The organism is Moorena sp. SIO3I6, assembly GCF_010672095.1.
In genome coordinates this window covers 1-2,724 of the sequence record NZ_JAAHHU010000589.1, presented here as the reverse complement: position 1 = coordinate 2,724, position 2,724 = coordinate 1, and the positions used below count along the sequence as shown (strand labels likewise).

Genomic DNA, 2,724 nt, shown 5'->3' with positions numbered 1-2,724 from the left:
AGTGATAGGATATTCACTGTTTTGAAAGACTTTATAATTCAGTTTGTTGCGCTGATCAGGGCAATCTTGTATTGGGACAAGTTCTCCTTCGTATGGGGCAACAAATGGACCATCCTCGGTACGAGCAATAGGCACAGGTTTAACGCTGCACTGACCAACTAGATTATAAACTGAAGCCATATAAATACCACCGTCATCACCTTCGTTATTTAAATTCCCCACCTTGTTTATAGCTTCAGTAGGAGTTTTTGTAAAAATCACATTAGGACCAAAATCTTGGCCTCTTTCTAAAAGGTGTTCTTTCAAAATTACAGTACCACCAGCGCCACGAGGTGCAGAATAGGGTGTAATCTTTAGATTTGGTCCATCTACTTCTACTTGCTGCCAATTAGTTAATTTACCTGTGTAGATGCCTTTGAGTTGCTCTAAAGTCAAACCTTTGATATCAAGCTTAGGATGAACAACCACAGCCATGCCACCGATAGCCACAGGAATTTGCTTGAGCGTAACCCCCATTTGGTTTGCTATTTGGTGTTCCTTACGTTGAATGGGTCGTGAAGACTGGGAAAAAGAAATTTGACCATCTAAAAGCATCTGAATACCAGTGCCAGAACCTGGTGGTAGCCTAATATGCTCAGTATATACAAGATTGAACTGAGGAAATTTTTGTTTAATCTTGTCATCAACTAGACGTCGAATTTTTGCCCAAGTAGTACTCCCACCGTACGGGAATGTTCCTGGAGGTGTATTTACATCAGTTAGAATAGATTCTTGGGAATTTGTTGGATTATTTGTTGGTGTTGGATTAACTATTGGCTCTTTGCCTCTAGTCATCTTGATTATTAAGAAGATAGAAAAACTCAATAACAATAACAATAACAGGATAAAGCCTAACCTAATCTTGGGTTTTAATAGAGGCTTTTTCATCATTCCTTGCAAAGTAAATGGCTTATATAATGCCGATTCTCGGATACATAGGATTGGCAACCATATCACTCCTGGATATTTTTCATTAAGATCACCCAGACGGTTGCGTGCTTCGTGTACTGAAATAAAAAGAGACTTATTAGCAGTAAATTCCTTGAAAAAATATTTTAAAAATGCGACAGCTACCACATCAGGAACTGGTTCTCTCATTACAATACATTGAAGCAAATTCAACTGTGTCAGTTGGTTGGCTAAACCAATCCCGTCACAAGAATTGAAAATAGCTAGCTGCAATCCATTGTCTATAGCTTTCTTGAAGGGTTCACTTAATTGCTTAATCGTTACACTGTCTTGATTATTAAGTTCAATCCAACCAATCTTTCCATCTTCTTGAGAACTACTATGACCAGTAAAGATAAAGATCTGGTAGCTTTCAAAAAGCGCTTGATATAACTCCTGAAAAGAAGGCTGAATAAGAGTAATGACCTCTACTCCTTTTTTTTCTAACTCTTGGATTACCTCTAGGTCAGACTCGGTATTAATTCCATCACTCCTACCCACCACTACTAGAATTCTGAGTTTTGAGGAGTTTTGAGGTGGGATGATTGTTTTGCTAGATGGATTTCTAATCCTTAAAATAACTTCTGCGTTTGGGTAGTGATTTTTAAATACATCCCACTCTTGCCAGGGAAAGCGGCTCAAGTTTGTTTCCGGAACATCAAGGAGTACGTGAATTTCTTGACCAGCAGGATTCGATTGGTTTGCTTGTGATTGGTTTGCTATTGAAATCAATTGATCTCGGATAGGTTGCCACTCCCTATCTCCAGAGTTGAGCCATTCATTCAGGTGTGCTTTCACCGCCTGAGCTTCTTCAGGAGCTGAGTAATTAACTACTTTTCCTGCGGTAAGACGTGATGAGAAGCATGATTTCACATCGTCCAAACCACGATAACTTAACTGCCAGTTTGCAAATGATGAATTCAGAGCTGGTGGTGGAGCCGGTAGAAAGCCTTCGATAGGTTCAAATTTCATACCAGTCACCTCCAGATTGGTATGAAATCCTGATTCCTTATCAAATAGTTTCATTTTGACTATCAGCATTGTCGTCTCCTATGAAACTTGAGCAACTTAGACTAAACACTGTTTAGTGATGCTAGTATACCCCAAAGCCAATCTGACACTGAATCTTTCTGTTAATTGCACATCGAAATGAAGCTGTAACCAGTAATCAGCACTTCTGGCTTCCTCTTCCATACAACGGGTTTCTGATTTATTCAGTACAACCACCTGCAAACCTGGTGGGAGATACGTGGAATCGCCAGCTGGATAATAGTGCAATAGAAAAGAGAATCAAGGCTTAATCTGGTCATAATCCTGGCTCTATATCAGATTTTGGCTTAATTTGTCTTGGGCTTACCCTATATTCTCTGTTCCCGACTCCCGATTCCCTACTCCCGATTCCCGATTCCCTACTCCATACCTATAAAAATAATTTTGTCAACCCCTCCCAAGGCGATATACTAAAATTTAACGATGTTTTTATATTTCAAATGAACTATTCAAAACCATCCATCCAATTCTTTGACGGTATTTATGAACAGCTGAGTGACGTCAGCCTCAGAAAAAACCGACGGTCAGGAGCCCGCATCGTCTTGATGACCTTTGAAAAGTTAAAGGCTATTGAACAATTCAACAGTTATAGAAACCGATTTTCTCAATCAATGGTCTTAACAGACGAAGAAGGGGTCATTAATATGACTCCATCCTCAATAAAATTTCGCTTCGGTGGTCCAGAAG

General features: G+C 39.5%; 3 protein-coding genes. 1 reads left to right on the top strand and 2 read right to left on the bottom strand.

The window, feature by feature from the left end:
• Together F6K49_RS40000 and F6K49_RS53845 are read right to left on the bottom strand one after the other, a co-directional pair.
• On the bottom strand, positions 1–2,013 hold a 2,013-nt coding region (locus F6K49_RS40000), incomplete at its 3' end, for a substrate-binding domain-containing protein (protein WP_293106291.1).
• 42 nt (positions 2,014–2,055) lie between these two features.
• Positions 2,056–2,265 (bottom strand): DUF1822 family protein, encoded by a 210-nt coding sequence (locus F6K49_RS53845; RefSeq protein ID WP_075898402.1) that lies wholly within the window; start codon positions 2,263–2,265, stop codon positions 2,056–2,058.
• A gap of 212 nt (positions 2,266–2,477) precedes the next feature.
• Here F6K49_RS53845 and psb28 point away from each other — a divergent pair.
• Positions 2,478–2,724: photosystem II reaction center protein Psb28 (gene psb28 / locus F6K49_RS39995; protein WP_293106288.1), on the top strand; the 247-nt coding region annotated here is incomplete at its 3' end.